This is a genomic window from Gluconobacter cerevisiae, from assembly GCF_015244675.1.
GTDB classification, from domain to species: domain Bacteria; phylum Pseudomonadota; class Alphaproteobacteria; order Acetobacterales; family Acetobacteraceae; genus Gluconobacter; species Gluconobacter cerevisiae.
In genome coordinates this window covers 81,437-96,708 of record NZ_JABCQO010000005.1, presented here as the reverse complement: position 1 = coordinate 96,708, position 15,272 = coordinate 81,437, and the positions used below count along the sequence as shown (strand labels likewise).

The window sequence follows — 15,272 nt, the reverse complement described above, 5'->3', positions numbered from 1 at the left end:
CTCACCTCTCCTTTGGAATGCAGGTGTGAAACCGTGACTGAAAACACATCACGGAAAAGGTTGCTCGTGTCGCCAACGCGAGAAACCCCGTCCGGGATGCGAAGAAAACCACATCCTGATCCATATTGGAGACATGCAGGTTTTTCAAACCGTGCTCCAGACCGTTTGTCAGGCGGCTTTCATCGTCTTGGTCAGGTTTTCGAGAACCTGTGCAGGATCGACGTTTTCCAGCACCGCGACCTCGGCCACGAAGCGTTCCTGCGCGGCTTCAAACAGCTTGCGCTCCGAGAAGCTGCCATCCAGGCTGTCAACATTGCGGCGCAGATCGCGCAGCACTTCGGCAATCTGGATCAGGTCCCCGGAGTTGATCTTTTCCTGATAAGCCACCGCGCGCCGTGCCCACATGCCTTTGCTGACATGCGGCTTGCCTTTGATGACGGTCATCGCCTTGTCGACGATATCGCGTGTGACGATCTTGCGCAGGCCGGCCTTGCGAGCTTTGGCCAGCGGGATCCGCAGCATCATCTGGTTGCCGGGGAAGGAGATCTGGATCATCTCGATCACGGTGTCGGCGACATCGACCATGCCGATCTTTTCCACGCGGCCAACGCCATGAGCGGCGTAGACAATGGAGTCACCTTCGTGGAAAGGATCCGCATCGTGCTCGGGATCGGTCTGACGGGCCGTGTTGTTGGCTGCGACACGAGCCATTTCATCTGTCATGCCGCCCTTCTGGGGGCTTTTGAACGTGTTCATAGGCCCGGTTCATAGCAGAAAAACCCCTTGCTGTCTTGTCTGATCGCAAGAGGTATTCTTTTTGCGGTGGGACTTTTTTAACGATGCGTCAGGGCTGTACACCATTGCTGGCCTGAATGGCCGGAAGGGGCGTATCGCCGATCGGCTGGAGCAGATCGCGCTCGATCGTGCGGGCCATAGTCAACATGGGAAGCGCGTGGAGACTCTTCGTAAACGGCTCCTGAAGGTCACGACCGCTTCGGTCGAGCATCTGGAACAGCATGCCGATGATGCTTGACCCCAGCGGCGTGATCCAGCCAAGGGTCTGCACGGCCGAGAGCGGGAGAATGATGCAGAACAGATGTGTCGCGAGTTCTGGCAGCATCGAATACTGAACAGGAAGTGGAGTGTTCTTGATACGCTCAAGGCCGCCCTGTGCGTTTGCGATATCTGACAGGATACGGTCCACCGTACCGTGAACGGCGCCGTCAATTCCCTTGAGTTCGACCTCTTCCCGTACGCCGAGACCGATCTGGTAGAGCAGCATGTTAGCGGTGTTCGAGCAGGAAAAGACCTTTTCGTACATGTCAGGCGTCAGGAGTCTTTTGGCGTCTTCATTGGGTGGGTCGCCTCTGAGGGCGGCGCGCAGGACATGCGGATACGCGGCCATGGCGCGGGCCAGATCCGGGCGTCCACCCAGAAGGGTTGCGGCTTCACGTCCGAAAGACCGGCAGTTGTTGGTGATGGCCCCCCAAAGGGTACGCCCTTCCCACCAGCGGTTATAAGCTGCGTTGTTGCGCATGCTCAGGAAGATGGCCAGCGCCGTTCCCATCAGGGAAATCGGCAGAGAGGGCTGTTCCATCCAGTTCTGATGATAGATCTGGAACAGGATGACGACCACGAAATCCCATAATGTCAGGATGAACAGCGGGGGCAGGGATTCCCGGAAAAGGATTGCCAGTCCATGTGGACGGTTGACGATCAAACGGCTGTCTCCTCGGATGGGCGGTATACGCAGACAAGTCCCAGACTAGCGTAGCGGCGAACTCTGTTCCCGGCCAACAGCAAAGGGTGTCTGTCTTTTTACTTTCTTTTGCAGCAGCGCCTCTTGCCGCCATGCCCTCCGATACGACACCCTGTTATCACCGTTTCAGAGGAGAGTGATGTTATGGACGTGATCGCTGCCATTGCGTTTGAGGCCGGCAGGCCGCTGGAAATCGACACGGTTCAGCTTGAAGGCCCGCGAGACGGGGAAGTTCTGGTCGAGATCATGGCCACCGGGCTGTGTCATACCGACAAGTACACACTCTCCGGTCAGGACCCTGAAGGCCTGTTCCCGGCCATTCTCGGCCATGAAGGGGCTGGGATCGTTCGTGAGGTCGGCGCCGGGGTGAAGCACCTCAAGCCCGGCGACCATGTCATTCCGCTCTACACGCCCGAATGTCGGGAATGTCCGTCCTGTCTGTCACGCAAAACCAATCTGTGCACGGCCATTCGCAGTACGCAGGGTAAGGGGCTGATGCCGGATGGCACGTCCCGTTTCTCTTACAAAGGCCAGCCGATCCATCATTATATGGGCTGTTCGACCTTCGCGAATTTTACGGTGCTGCCGGAAATCGCGCTGGCGAAAATCCGTTCTGACGCGCCATTCGACAAGGTCTGTTATATTGGATGCGGCGTGACGACGGGTATCGGGGCCGTGCTGTTCACGGCTCAGGTCGAGGCCGGAGCGACGGTTGGCGTTTTCGGACTCGGTGGCATCGGGCTTAATGTCATTCAGGGTGCGAAAATGGTCGGGGCGAACCGGATCATCGGCATCGACATCAATCCCGAGCGCGAGGCGATTGCGCGCCAATTCGGCATGACGGATTTCGTGAATCCGAAGGAATTGGGGCCGAATGGAGACCTCGTCGGACATCTGATCGAGATGACGGGAGGCGGTTTGGACTACACATTCGAGTGTGTCGGCAATCCGACCCTGATGCGTCAGGCGCTGGAGAGTGCGCATCGCGGTTGGGGTGTATCCTGCGTCATTGGTGTTGCCGGAGCCGGACAGGAAATCAGCACACGGCCGTTCCAGCTCGTGACGGGACGACGCTGGATCGGATCGGCTTTCGGAGGTGCGCGCGGCCGGACCGATGTCCCGAAAATCGTGGACTGGTACATGGAGGGCCGGATCGATATCGACTCCCTGATTACGCACAAGCTGAAGCTGGCGGATATCAATCTGGGCTTTGATATGATGAGCCGCGGCGAAAGCATCCGTACCGTCGTGGAGTACTGAGCATGTCGGATATCGAGGTTCTGGCCCACCACGCCTGTTTCGACGGCTCATTGCGGTTCGTGCGCCATCAGTCAGAGGCGCTCGGCGTTCCCGCAACTTTCGGCGTGTTTCTGCCGAAAGAGGCGTTGGCAGGGCAGAAGGTTCCGGTCATTCATCTGCTCGCCGGACTGACTGCGACGCAGGAAACCTTCCTTATCAAGGCCAATGCCCTGCGCTTTGCGGCCGAACATGGCATCGCACTGGTCGCGCCCGACACCTCTCCGCGGCATACAGGAATTAAAGGTGAAGATGACGCCTATGATCTGGGATCGGGGGCCGGGTTCTATATTGACGCGACGTCCGCGCCGTGGAGCAGCCACTACCGCATGGAAACCTATGTCGGGGAGGAGCTTCCGGCCCTGACGGAACGGCTCTATCCGCTGAATGGCACCCGGCGTGGCATCATGGGACATTCCATGGGCGGCATGGGCGCTCTGATACAGGCCCTGAAATATCCTGATCGCTGGAAGACGGTCTCGGCTTTTGCGCCGATCTGCCATCCGAGCACGGTTCCGTGGGGCCAGAAGGCATTCGATGCGTATTTTGGCGGTGATCCGGCGAAATGGCAGAGCTGCGATCCCACGCTGCTTCTACGGTCAGGGCACACGCATCCCTCCACCATCCTCGTGGATCAGGGGCTGATGGACCAGTATCTGGCGGATCTGTGCCCTGACGCCCTGGAGGCGGCGGCAAAAGAGGGCAAACAGGCGCTCGAACTGCGTCGTCATACCACCTATGACCATTCCTATTGGTTTGTGCAGAGCTTTATTGCCGACCACCTGACCCATCATGCCAAAGGGCTTTTTGCGTGAAGCGTTCCGTTCTTGCTGCTTTCCTTCTGATGGCAGGCTGCGTCTCGCAGGCTCCGACAGGGCCTTCGCTCACGCCCACGGCCCATACCGATTTCCGGCACGATACGCTGGCGCTGACCTGGCAGCCAGGGTTCTGCGCGACGGGCGGTGGGTGCGAGTGGGACCAGACGCATCGGATCTCGATTGGTCTGCACGGACTTTGGGCGTCGGAACCGCATGCGCTGGAGGCGCAGGGTGTGCCGGTGCAGGAATGGTGGTCGAAGGGGTGCGATCTTTACGACCATGACGATACGCCGCCGCAGCTTCTGCCGACGACAGTCGAGGCGTTGCGAGGCGTTGTGCCGCATCTGAAAAAGCCGCTTTATGTGCACGAGTACACCAAGCACGCTCGCTGCTTCGGCTATAATGCGGACAGCTTTTTCGTCACATCCATGCAAATGCGGGACCGGCTTGCGGCATCCGCTTTTGGACTATGGTTGTCACAGCAGACGGGCTTTCAGGTCAAACGTGACGATCTTCTCGCCATGTTCGCCCGCCTGATGAACGTGCATGACGACCGTGCGCTTCAGATCCGTTGCGAACCTGCCCATAACGGGCAGATGGTCCTGACGCAGCTCTGGTTCACGCTGGACCCAAAGAAGCTGTCACGCTTCCCGTATGAAGGGGCTTATCTGTCCTCACCGGACGACCAGAATGACTGCCCGGCCACGTTCCTCGTACCGGGCTGGACCATGCCGGGTCAGGCTGCTCAGCTTCCGTAAAGCTCTTCGGCGCTGATTTCGGGCTGTGCGGTATCGCGCAGCCCGTCTGGTGTTACGCCATGATAGAAACAGCTCCGGCGGCCCGTATGACAGGCTACGCCGGTCTGATCCACGATCATGAGAACGGCGTCCATATCACAATCGAGCCGCGCTTCGATGAGTTTCTGCTGCTGGCCCGAGGTCTCGCCCTTGCGCCAGAGCTTCTGGCGGCTGCGGGACCAGTAACAGACACGACCGGTCAGAAGCGTTTCGCGCAAAGCATCCGCATTCATCCATGCCAGCATCAGCACCATGCCGTCAGGTGCCTGCGCGAGGGCTGAAATCAGGCCGTTCGCATCGAATTTCCCCTGAGCGATGATGTCATCGACAATCGCTGGAGACGGGGGGGTATAGATCACGAACGCATCTCCTCAACGCATTTCCGGGGGGAACCAAGCGGGCCAGACGACAGAAAGCGGTTGCCCGTTGCAGGTCAGTTCGGGGGAAGACCAGGCGTCCCGCCGCAGCATGGCGATGGCGCGGTTACCGCTGCGGGAGCGGATGTCTCCAACCTCGCGGTCTCCCGCTACGATGATGCCGCCTTCATCGGGAAACGTCTCGTCAGACAGCACAACGGGCAGGAGGCGGCGTTTGACAAGGCCGCGGTAATGGGTGCGGGCTGTCAGTTCCTGCCCCATATAGCAGCCTTTTTTCCATGAGACGCCGTGCAACAGGTCCATGTCGGCTTCAAGCGCTAGTGTCTGCTCGCTTTCGAAATCCATGACATCTGGCAGGCCTAGCGTGAGGCGGCGTTCCAGAAATTCTTCCGGCGTTTCACCACCTTGCTCGGTTCCGGTCACGATGGCCCGCCAGCCCGGGCCATCGCAGCGTGGGTCCGGGGCATGTGTGATCGTATCGGGCGGAACAGGTCCGCTCTCTGCGCCAGTGATGACGCGCAGGTCCGTTTTTTCGATCTGTACATCTGCACGAAGGCGGAAGCGGGAGAGGCGTTTGACCAGCATGTCGGCATGGTCGGCCGCGCAATCCATCAGGATGCGGTCGGATACGTCATACAGGAAAAATTCGCTCAGCCAGCGGCCCTGCGGCGTCAAAAGCGCGCTCCACACAGAGGTCGCGGACGTGAGGCCCTGAGCGTCATTGGTGATGAGGCCCTGAAGAAAGCTGGTCCGGTCCGCGCCTGTGAATGAGAGGACGGCGCGGTGGGAAAGATGTTGATTCATGGGAGAGACCGCAATTCCGACAGCGTCCAGCAAAACCATCCTGCCGGAAAAACGTCTGACCATAACGACGAACCCTGCAGACCGCCAGTTCGGGAACGTTGAGAGTATTTTCGGACGCAGGGTTGTTTCAGTCCGTGACGGCGGGTTGCAGTCTCGCAATACTCGGAGGATATTAACCTACCGCGGCAGTATGGCCCTGTTCCGCGACCCCGTGCCTGTCCGGAGAGAGAAGACGTTGTCAGCCGCAGAGATCGTGGACCCTACGCAGAGCCCCGCCAGCGACCGTCGCCGGATCTTTCAGATCCTGGGACCGTTCGTGGGCGTTCTGTTGGTTATTGCCGCGATCACGGGCATCAGTCTTCACAATTACCAGACGACGCGCAGAGGCGCGATTGCGCTGTCCAACGATCTCCTGCGCAGCCAGCAGCGCTATGTGACGCAGGAAGTGAGCGACTATCTGGCCCCGGCCTCTGTCGGCGCCATGATCGCGAGGGACATGTTCCGCGATCCGTTGACCAACGCCACCCCCGCCACGTTCATGCTCTACGGACGCTCCATTCTGGCCCATGCGCCTCAGGTGGACAGTTTCTATATTGCGAATGATCAGGGCCAGTTCTGGATGATCACGCGACATGGAAAGGACGGTTTCGAGCAGACCCATTTCCAGACCGACGACGGCAAACAGGTCTATCATCACGTCTATACGGATCATGAGGGGAATATTACGGGAGAGGCCGCGGACCCCGCTGATGGCTACAATGTTGTGGTACGTCCGTGGTTCGCCAAAGCCGTCAAACATCAGAACGATCCGGGCCGCCAGCTCCACTGGACCGACCCTTATGCCTTCGTTTCCACGCATCAGTTCATCATCACAGCGTCTCTCGCCTATGATGGGCATGACGGGCACAAATCGGTTTTTGCGATCAATGTTTCGCTGAATCAGCTGACGTCGTTTCTCAACAAACTTCAGGTCGGACGCAGCGGTCAGGCCGTGATTGTCAACATGCACGGCCAGATTATTGCTGGCCATAATATGGCCCCCGGACAGGACCCTAAAACCTTCGACCCGGGGAATGTCTTCCTCGATCCCAAGACGCAGCCGGTCTTCACGCAGGCCCTCAACCGGTATCGCATCGAGGGACCGGGAACGGGTGCGGTGCGGGCTCACGGGAAGAACTACGTCACGATTGCCTCCGAACTGCCTTTCGTACATCGGCAGTGGGTTCTGCTGCTGAATGCGCCCGAAAGCGATTTTGCAGATTTCGCACAAACGGCGCGGCGCCAGAATATTGGGTTCTCACTGCTGATCGTCATGCTGGCGTCCCTTCTGGCGTTCGCGCTGGTGGCGCAGGGGAGGCATGTAGAACGTCTGCGAAAGCGCCTCCTGCGTGGGCGCGAGCAGGTCAGGGCGGAAAATGCCTCGCTTCTGGAAATCGCCAGCACGCCGGATCTGTTCGATCCTGCTCATGAAGCGCCGATCCTGACGGAAGTTCTGACAGCACGAACCAGCGCGCGTCGCGCCAGCTTGTGGCGGCTCCTGCCGGATGGTGACCGTCTGCTGTGTGAGGATGCGTTCGATCCATCGCGTGATGTTCATAGTACGGGCGTTGAGATCAGCCGTCGCGAAAACGGCAAGCTGTTCGAGGCTCTGGATGAAGGGCATACGCTGTCGATCGCGGATGCTTCTCAGGATGAGCGGACGCAGAATTTCCAGCGCGTCATCATGCGTGCCGCGGGCACCAGTACGCTGCTGTTCCAGCCAGTCCGTAATGCACACCGCACGGTCGGCGCCATCGTGCTGGAAGATCCGGGGCAGCCGGAGACGATGGAGCATATCATTGCCATTGTCGGGTCCGTCGTTGCGCTGCGTTTTGCAAAGCCGTTCGATGCGGCGGCCGAGGGGACGTCCGGCTTTGCGGTTCCGGGCGAAAAATATGAGACGCGCTTTGGTGAAGGCTTTTTGCTGGAACCATCGCCCACAGTGGGAGAACCGGTTGCGGCGGGGTTCTATCCGCAGGTTCCGGTCATGGTCATTTCCTTCGTGGATCCTTATGCGCCGGATCGCGACAGCATCGCGCGCGCCATGACCGTCATCCGCACGCTCAGCCTGGAAATCCAGAAAATCGCACGTGACAGTGGGCTGTTCTCCGTACAGGTGGTGAGCAACAGACTTGTTCTCGTTGGTGGCTGCTCCCAGACGCCGGACCCGTCTGCTGCTGTGCGTCTCGCGGATGCGGCGGTGTCGATCCGTGAAGCCTGTCTGTCATCGCTGGCGGCAGCAGATCTGGACCCCGTGTTCCGGATCGGGATGGATGTGGGGTCTGTCATGGCGTCCGAACTCGGAGAGGCGCCTTCAGTCTTCAATATTTGGGGCGATGCGCTCAACGGAGCTGAACTGTTGACCGGCAGTGCACCTGATGCGGGGACGATTCAGGTCTCCGAGCAGGCCTATCTGATCCTGCGAGAGCATTTCCTCTTTCGGGCACGGGGGATGTTCTATCTTCCCAATAGCGGCATTACACGCAGCTTCGTTCTGGCGGGTCGTCGATGAAAGGGCTGCGCAATCTCGACCGGATCACGATGGTCCGGACCATGCTGGTTCATCTGGGATATTTTTCCCGAACGCAGATGCGTTTCACGCTGCTGATGATCGGGGCCGGATGGGGCATTATGCGGGAAGCCACCCGGCTGACCACATGGCGCCGGACAGTACGGATCGAATTCTGGACGTCTCTGCATCAGGCTGTCGGCGGTGGGTTGCTGAGTACGCTCGTGACGGCGGCGTTAACGGGCTTTGGCATCGTGGCGCAGACCGTGTACTGGCTCGGTTTTGCCGGCATGGCGCAGATGACAGGCTCCATCCTGTCCACGGTTCTGGTGCGTGAAATCGCGCCGGTTCTGGTGGGTGTAATCCTGCTGGGGCGTTCGGGGATGCTGATGCTGACCGAACTCGGAACCCTGACAACGGGCGGCCAAATGCGTGCCTTGACGGGAATGGGGGTCGATCCGTTCATTTCGTTTCTGGTGCCGCGCAGCCTCGCCATGACGATCAGCGGCTTTACGCTCGGCATCATTTTCAGTCTGGCGGCCCTTGTCGTGGGTTATGCGGTCTGCCGTGTGGAAGATGCGATCACGATGCCGATCTGGGCATTCATGGATCAGGTTGCAGGCAGCGTGAAGCCAATCGATTATTTTGTAATTCCGGCCAAATTCATTTTCAGCGGTTATGCGGTTGGTGTGTGTTCCTGCCTGTCCGGCATGGATGTGACGACCGAAGACGATCTGGCGAGCATGCTTCCACGCGGGTTTGCACGAGGAATGCTGTCGATCATGATCATCAACGTCGTGTTCAGCGTGTGTTTTGATGGCTGAAAACGATGACGTCCTGTCCGATGCGCTGGAAGCCCGGCTCGAACTCGTGGATGCACGTCCCCGTTTTGATGAAAGCGGACTGGTATCGAGCCGCTACAACCTGCGGCTTAATCCCGGCGAATGTGCGCTGATCGAGTGTCGAGACATGGGGCAGGCGGGGCTGTTTGCCGATATGTGTGTGGGCCTTATTCCGTTGGATGACGGACATGTGCGTTGCATGGGGCTGGACTGGGCCGATCTGGACGAACGGCGCAGTAATGCCTTGCGGGGCCGGATCGGGCGGATCGTGGTCACGGGAGGCTGGGTGGATCTGTATGGGACGCATATGAACATCCTGTGGCCACAGCTTCACCATACACGCACTCCGATTGAAAAACTTCAGTCACAGGCCGTGCATCTGGCCGTTATGCTGGGCCTGCCGGGCTTGCCCGTGGTGCCTCCGGGGCGCCTGTCGGCGATGGACCGGCAGCGCGCGGCCTGTGTACGGGCCATGTTGGGGGAGCCCGCGCTTCTGCTTCTGGAGCACCCGATGGAAGGCGCTTCGGCCAGCCTGATGAATGCGTTCCTGTCTCTCGTGACCGATCTGCGGGATCGAGGTTGCGCGGTGGTGTGGATGGCTCCGGATGAAAGCGGATGGGGGGATTATGCGTCCGATGCCACCATTCGTCTGAGACTGTATGATGATGGACTGTTTTCGATGCGAGGTTCCTGATGTTTCGCCTACGCCAGACCGAGACTGCCCGTCCGCTCTTTCAGAACCGCTATGCGGATGAATGGGTCGGGCTGCTTGTCCTTGCTGCGATCGTCATGTTCGCGGTGGCAGTCGTGGAAGCTGGGTTCCTGCGTCAGTGGCTGACGCCTGAAAAGAAGATTCACTTCATTCTGCCCGAAAGCGGTGTGGCGGGGCTTGCGATCGGCAACGATATAGAAGTCATGGGCGTCCATGCCGGTGAAATCCGTCGCCTCAAACTTAACGAGACGGGGAGGATGTATGCGGAAGGGGATCTGGACCCGCAATTCGCAAACTTCATCCGTCAGGACAGCACGGCCGTCATTCGCCATCGCCTGATCGTGGCTGGCGCGAGTTATATCGAACTGGGGCGCGGCAAGGGCAAACCGCTGGACTGGGACTATGCGGTCCTTCAGGCGACGGTGGAAGCCAACCCGGCGGACGTGATTACTCAGACCGTTATGGATCTGCGCGCCAAGCTGGTGCCGGCGATGAACAACGTCCAGCTCATTACGGCGCAGGTGAACGACATGATGACTGATATGCGCAAAGGGCAGGGCACGATCGGCGGTCTGCTGGTGAAGGATGATGTTCTGGACAAGGCCAATGCGGCTCTGGCGCATCTTGATGCCGTCATTGCGGATCTGAGGCCCATTGAAAAACAGGTCGGGGGGGTCATGACCAAGGCTGACGGAACGATGGACAACGCGCGGGCCGCGACTGCGGGTCTGCGTCAGAGCATGCCCCAGATCCAGCAAACCATCAGCCATGCCAATACCGCCACGGCCCAGCTTCCGGCCCTGCTGGCGCAGGCGGAAGCGAGCGCGAGCAGTCTGCGCAAGCTGACCGATCAGCTCCGGGGCCTGTGGCTGCTGGGAGGCGGAGGTGCAAAACAGGAGCCTTCCCGTCGTCTTCCGGCGCAGGCGGTGCGGCCATGAGGCACGGTTTTCTGGTCTGCACGGCTCTGATCGCTCTGACTTTGAGCGGTTGTTCGTCTTCAACCCCAACGAAGGGGCCAAAGCCCGATCAGCCTTACGAAGACGCCATGGATACGGGCAAAACCGTCTATGAGATCGGTCAGGCGTCTCAGGCCGAGGCGCAGTACCGGACGGCTATGGATCGTGCGCTGATGCGGGACGATGCGGTCGCTATTCATGAATCCGGTTTCAATCTCGCTACAGTGCTTCTCGCGCAGGACGAGCCACAAAAAGCCCTTCAGAGCCTTGGCGAAACGGAAACTGCGCTGAGCCTGCGTAATGTCTCCGACACGTCCGATCTGGCAGTGATCCGTGCGGCTGCTCTGTACAGGTTACATGATACGGTGTTTGCGTCACAGGCCGTGCAACGCGCGTTGCAATCCTCGGATGAGGGCATCCGCGAAAGAGCGCTTTTTCTCTCCGGGCTGATTGCCGCTGACCAGAAGCGGGGCGATCTTCTGACGCAGCGCGTGAACGATCTGGCGGCTTTTGGTGATAACAGTGCAACTGTCGATCGGCATGAGCTCGCGGCCCGTCTGAACCTGTTGCGCGGCCAGCCTGAACTGGCCTGTGACGAAGCACTTTCGGTTGTGAAAAGCCGTCGTGATGCTCTGGATTATCGCGGAATGCGCCGTGCGCTCATTCTGGCGGCTGACGCAGCCGAAGCAGCAGGGCATTCGCGTCAGGCTGAGGCCCTGCGGCAACAGGAAAGCGCCAGCCGACAGGTGGAGGCTAGGCAGACGGGAGAGAAGGGGTTAGCAAAAGCGCCCTGAAATTTCAGAAGCGGCCGCGGGTATTGCCGGTCCGTTTGGCGTCGTCCTCGCACATATACGTCCCATGAGCCGTAGCGCCATACCAGAAGCTGCCCGGGACATGATATATGTGGGTCACGGTATTGACCCAGACCTGCGTGCAGGTCTCGCTGTTCTTTGTGTCAACGACCTGCGTAATCTGCGCTTTCGTGTCTGAAGAGACGCTGACAGCGGCATTCTCAACCTTCGGGTCCTGTGCGAGTGCCGTTCCGCCCATAAGTCCAAGAAGCAGAAAAGAAGCGAACATCGTTTTCATGCGGAAAGTCCTCTGTCAGGTATCCTTTGTCTGTCATGAGGTTATGTAAATAAAGATTTATACTCCAATCACGAACAGGTAATTCCAGCGTTTAAAAATAACACTTCCGTCAAATCTCAAGTAACGGATCGGTTACCTGTGATTTTCTCTTAAAGATTTCCGAGAACCTTGAGTCCGATCAGCGTCGCGTTTGGAATAATAGAGGTCTCGCCGGGGCGCATCATGTATTCGAACTCAGGCTGCACAACGAGGCCGGGATGGATGGGGATACCATAATATGCTTCCAGAATGGCTGAATGGGTCTGCGGACCGTTAACAAAAGCCCCCATGGACATCCCCGCAAGCTGTCTCAGTCGCTGCCCAAGCGTAATGGCGGGGCTCATCTGGTAATAGGAATACATCACGCCGAAACGGTCGAACGGTCTGCGCGGAATAATGCCCAGAAGTGACGCACCGACATAGACCTGATCGGAAAATGTTGAGACGCTGGGCGTATTATGTACATAGCCCGCAAGGATGTATCCGCCCGCCATCTGGTGCTGGCCGCCTTTGCGATAAACCATCTGGTCGGCCTCGATATAGAACGTGTCCCGAGGTTTGTTGGAATCGTGAAAAACGTTATGCGCGAACATCGCCGGAATTGTCCCCAGACGGTCGGCATAAGGAGATGTATCGTGGCCGAAGCCGAGTTTGTAATGGCCCGGCAGATTATCTTTACCGATAAAGGGCTCCCAGGTCAGTTCGATGGGCAGCATGACTCCCGTGGAGCTTTCACTGCCCCATGCCCAGCCGCTTGGATTGTCCGTTAGCGGACCGACTTTGTAGACGCCGGTACGCAGCGTCAGGTCACGTGTGGGCTTGATACGCAGCGTGCCGCCCCATGTGGCTTTTGGATAGACGCTCCAGCCTTCGTCAGCCTTGATTGCAGGAGGCGCAGAACACTGAACCATAAAAGTACAGAGCAGCACGGACGTTGCATAGGTATGCGTCAGCGTGATGCGACCAATATTGATGTTAACGCGATTATTGAAGAATGATTTTTCGAGATAGATATCTGCCAGATGCGCAGCCGCATGACCCGAGAGGCTGTAGACTTCGCTCAACAGGATGCGGTGTTCTCCGACATGGTCGTAGGAGATCTGACGGCCCGCACGTTCCATCATCACGGCATGCAGGATCCAGCCATCCAGTCCTAGTAGCCGCCCCAGATCCCAGCGTGTGTTGAACGTCAGTTCATGAGCGTAGGACATGCCCTTACTGATACCGCCGCCGACATTCGCCATGGACTCTCCTTTATAGGAAAATTCAAAGCTGAACCCCCGTTCCGACAGCCAGTTCCGATAAGGCGAAAGCTGAGGCACGAGATGACCGAAGGCTTCGGCAGGCACGTAATAACCCGCTGTCAGATCGCTGCGGCGCAGGGCATCGTTGTTGCGGTTAAGAAGCGAGGAAATGCTCTCAGTGTCAAAGATTGCCCCCAGATGATCGGCGGAAGGGGCGGGCGGATGCTTATGCTGTGCCATGCTGGACGGATGTGAGATTGCCGATGCGGTTGAAGGCAACAGACGTACCGTTGGCTGAGGCACATTTTTCTGAAGCACTGGCGCGTTATCTTGTGCGTGAGCGACCAAGGGAAGCGTGCTGAATACTGAAAGAATATTGAGTTGCAGGAATATTCTTAAAAAACGCGGGCGAGACATGTCTGCTTTTCTTTCCTGCGATCATGGACTGCATGATGCATGACTGTAAATCTGGTCTGTGAAAGCAGAACGCTCAGGGAATCCCGTGGCGCGTTTCTGGTTCTCCAAGGAAAGATAAAATCCGTAATGAAGAAAATTCCCAATCACATAATCCGGAACTTTCTTCACTAAATAAAAAAGTAGAATATATTAATCTGGCCTTTGGTATTTTTGGTGTCTTCCTGACAGGGGGCTTTCTTTAACAGTATAGAGGCCGATTCAGTCCAGATGACGCTCGCGCTCTATCAGAGCCAGACCTTCAGCGACCGACACAAACTCCGATCCGCCATCCACGCGTTCCGCACCGAAACGCCGGTCAAACAGGTTACGGACCGCCGGGACGAACGATGTACCGCCTGTCAGGAAGACCCGGTCGATGTCGTCTGGCCCCAGACCGGTCTGGCGCATGGCATCTTCGATCGCGTCATCCAGGCGGCTCAGGTCAGGGGAAATCCAGCTTTCAAAATCCGCGCGGGTGATGGTCTCTTCGATCTTCAGATCGCGATGGATGAAGCGCAGAACGGTGCTGTCCTGGCGCGATAGGTCGCTTTTGGCCTGTCCAACCGCGCGATAAAGATTCTGGCCTTCCTGATCTTCGATCAGGCGCAGCAGGCTCCGCAATTTTTCCGGCTCTGACGATGTCTTGGCGACGTCCGCAATATCGCGCAGGGTTTGGGGCGTGCGCATCAGCGACAGGCGATGCCAGCGACCGAGGCTTGCGAACCACTCAGCCGGGACGGGCAGGGGCTGTCCGCCCATGACACGATAGGTCGCATCCCGCCCAAGTGCCGGGGCGACGGCATGGCTGATGATACGATAGTCGAACTGGTCGCCTGCGATGCCCACGCCCGAATGGCCCAGCGTTGTGACGCGTTGGCTGGCCTGCGGATCAAAGCGCATGATCGAGAAATCGCTGGTGCCGCCACCGAAATCGCCAACGAGAACGGTCGCCGGGCGGTCCAGACGCTGCATGAAGCGCCAGCCGGCGCCCTCGGGTTCGAGGACGATATTCGGTTCGGGAAAGCCCGCTTCCAGAAAGCTTTCACGCAGACGGGCCACACCGAGCGAATCATCGGCCAGTTCGCCCGCAAATCGCACCGGGCGGCCGATCGTGGCGCTCACATCGGATGGGTTCAGCCCGGCTTTGTCCATGAGAGACGTCAGAAAGCGTGCGATCAGGGCTTCGAGTGTCATGACATTGCTGAAAACTCGCGTTTCACGAAAGGATCCCTGCGCGAGGTAGGTCTTCATGGACATGATGAGGCGGCTTTCGGCCGGATCGTCCAGATAGGCCTCAATGGCGTCCAGACCGATCGCGTCTTTCATGACGCGGCGGCGTCCGTCCTGATCCATCCACAGGCAGAGCAGCGTACGGCAGGTTTCGCTGGTGGCGTGATCCGTGAAGACAAAGCGGGCAGGGTGGGTATTGCCATTCTCATCCGCAATCACGACCACGCTGTTGGTGGTGCCGAAGTCAATTCCGACGCGGATTTTGGTCTGGTTGTGTCCGGGCGTCGTCATCGGTTCTGCTTTCT

The 15,272-nt window shown here is 58.5% G+C and carries 15 protein-coding genes; 8 read left to right on the top strand and 7 right to left on the bottom strand.

Features of this window, described 5'->3' with window-relative positions:
* Positions 1-168: 168 nt before the first annotated feature.
* Both HKD21_RS07825 and HKD21_RS07820 read right to left on the bottom strand, forming a co-directional pair.
* The gene (locus HKD21_RS07825) at positions 169-756 is read right to left on the bottom strand and encodes a CarD family transcriptional regulator (RefSeq protein WP_194255151.1); all 588 of its coding nucleotides are present in this window, start codon (positions 754-756) and stop codon (positions 169-171) included.
* An 88-nt stretch (positions 757-844) separates the two neighbouring features.
* Positions 845-1,720, bottom strand: a complete 876-nt coding sequence (locus HKD21_RS07820) for a bestrophin family protein (protein WP_194255150.1) — start codon at positions 1,718-1,720, stop codon at positions 845-847.
* A 183-nt stretch (positions 1,721-1,903) separates the two neighbouring features.
* On the opposite strand from HKD21_RS07820, the gene HKD21_RS07815 reads away from it, so the two are divergent.
* The 3 genes from HKD21_RS07815 to HKD21_RS07805 are packed head-to-tail and all read left to right on the top strand — an operon-like array spanning position 1,904 to position 4,631.
* Positions 1,904-3,019 (top strand): S-(hydroxymethyl)glutathione dehydrogenase/class III alcohol dehydrogenase, encoded by a 1,116-nt coding sequence (locus HKD21_RS07815; protein WP_194255149.1) that lies wholly within the window; start codon positions 1,904-1,906, stop codon positions 3,017-3,019.
* A gap of 2 nt (positions 3,020-3,021) precedes the next feature.
* Positions 3,022-3,870, top strand: coding sequence for an S-formylglutathione hydrolase (gene fghA / locus HKD21_RS07810; protein ID WP_194255148.1), 849 nt, complete (start codon positions 3,022-3,024; stop codon positions 3,868-3,870).
* A complete protein-coding gene (locus HKD21_RS07805) occupies positions 3,867-4,631 on the top strand; it encodes a ribonuclease T2 family protein (protein WP_194255147.1) in 765 nt (254 codons plus the stop codon). The genes fghA and HKD21_RS07805 overlap by 4 nt, the downstream gene beginning before the upstream one ends.
* Here HKD21_RS07805 and hisI read toward each other — a convergent pair.
* Together hisI and ygfZ are read right to left on the bottom strand one after the other, a co-directional pair.
* Positions 4,619-5,029 carry a phosphoribosyl-AMP cyclohydrolase gene (hisI, locus tag HKD21_RS07800; RefSeq protein WP_194255146.1) on the bottom strand — a complete coding sequence of 137 codons (411 nt, stop codon included), beginning with the start codon at positions 5,027-5,029 and terminating at the stop codon, positions 4,619-4,621. The genes HKD21_RS07805 and hisI overlap by 13 nt on opposite strands.
* A 12-nt stretch (positions 5,030-5,041) precedes the next feature.
* Complete coding sequence (ygfZ, locus tag HKD21_RS07795) at positions 5,042-5,851, bottom strand: CAF17-like 4Fe-4S cluster assembly/insertion protein YgfZ (protein ID WP_194255145.1); 810 nt, start codon at positions 5,849-5,851, stop codon at positions 5,042-5,044.
* Between ygfZ and HKD21_RS07790 the strand changes: the two genes are divergently transcribed.
* From HKD21_RS07790 to HKD21_RS07770, 5 genes are read left to right on the top strand one after another with little or no spacing between them, the layout of a single operon-like run.
* A complete protein-coding gene (locus HKD21_RS07790; RefSeq protein WP_228121165.1) occupies positions 5,850-8,402 on the top strand; it encodes a cache domain-containing protein in 2,553 nt (850 codons plus the stop codon). The genes ygfZ and HKD21_RS07790 overlap by 2 nt on opposite strands.
* On the top strand, positions 8,399-9,223 hold the full coding sequence (locus HKD21_RS07785) for an MlaE family ABC transporter permease (RefSeq protein WP_194255144.1): 825 nt from the start codon (positions 8,399-8,401) through the stop codon (positions 9,221-9,223). The genes HKD21_RS07790 and HKD21_RS07785 overlap by 4 nt, the downstream gene beginning before the upstream one ends.
* Positions 9,216-9,935: a P-loop NTPase family protein gene (locus tag HKD21_RS07780; protein ID WP_194255143.1), complete on the top strand. Its 720-nt coding sequence runs from the start codon at positions 9,216-9,218 to the stop codon at positions 9,933-9,935. The genes HKD21_RS07785 and HKD21_RS07780 overlap by 8 nt, the downstream gene beginning before the upstream one ends.
* On the top strand, positions 9,935-10,891 hold the full coding sequence (locus tag HKD21_RS07775) for an MlaD family protein (protein WP_194255142.1): 957 nt from the start codon (positions 9,935-9,937) through the stop codon (positions 10,889-10,891). Before HKD21_RS07780 ends, HKD21_RS07775 begins: the two co-directional genes overlap by 1 nt.
* Positions 10,888-11,703 carry a hypothetical protein gene (locus HKD21_RS07770; RefSeq protein ID WP_194255141.1) on the top strand — a complete coding sequence of 272 codons (816 nt, stop codon included), beginning with the start codon at positions 10,888-10,890 and terminating at the stop codon, positions 11,701-11,703. Before HKD21_RS07775 ends, HKD21_RS07770 begins: the two co-directional genes overlap by 4 nt.
* Positions 11,704-11,707: 4 nt before the next feature.
* Here the strand turns inward: HKD21_RS07770 and HKD21_RS07765 are convergent, their stop codons facing one another.
* The 3 genes from HKD21_RS07765 to HKD21_RS07755 form a co-directional block, all read right to left on the bottom strand.
* Entirely contained in the window at positions 11,708-11,998 is a 291-nt protein-coding gene (locus tag HKD21_RS07765) for a hypothetical protein (RefSeq protein WP_194255140.1), read from the bottom strand.
* Between the two features lie 149 nt (positions 11,999-12,147).
* Positions 12,148-13,698, bottom strand: coding sequence for a carbohydrate porin (locus HKD21_RS07760; protein WP_407646549.1), 1,551 nt, complete (start codon positions 13,696-13,698; stop codon positions 12,148-12,150).
* Between the two features lie 258 nt (positions 13,699-13,956).
* Positions 13,957-15,258 carry an Hsp70 family protein gene (locus tag HKD21_RS07755; protein ID WP_194255139.1) on the bottom strand — a complete coding sequence of 434 codons (1,302 nt, stop codon included), beginning with the start codon at positions 15,256-15,258 and terminating at the stop codon, positions 13,957-13,959.
* Between the last annotated feature and the right edge of the window lie 14 nt (positions 15,259-15,272).